The 385-nt window shown below is 39.2% G+C and carries 1 protein-coding gene; it reads left to right on the forward strand.

Annotated elements, in window-relative coordinates; all coding sequences use genetic code 11:
- Nucleotides 1-385, forward strand: a 385-nt coding sequence (locus ACYQ2O_RS12925; protein ID WP_459796799.1) for a DDE-type integrase/transposase/recombinase, incomplete at both ends; no start/stop codon positions are given.

The following is a 385-nucleotide window of genomic DNA, read 5'->3' on the forward strand; positions in this document are numbered from 1 at the left end:
AATCTCGTTAACAGAGAATTTAGAGCCTACGGTCCACGAACGATCCTCTTAACAGATATCACCTATCTCTTTTACGGGCGAGGAAGGAAAGCTTATTTATCTGCCGTGATTGATGCATTCACGAACCAGGTCTTAGCGTATCAATTAAGTGAATCCTTAAGTATTGATTTTGTTTTAGAGATGATTGAAGACCTTTTGATCAACCATGACATTTCAAAACAACAGAAAACCCTGATCCATTCCGACCAGGGCATTCACTATACAAGTATAAAATTTCAAAAATTACTCGCGGATAAAGAACTGCGTCAATCTATGTCACGAAGAGGAAACTGTTGGGATAACGCTCCCCAAGAATCCTTCTTTGGACACATGAAAGACGAAATAG

Source organism: Alkalibacterium sp. m-11 (assembly GCF_054658155.1).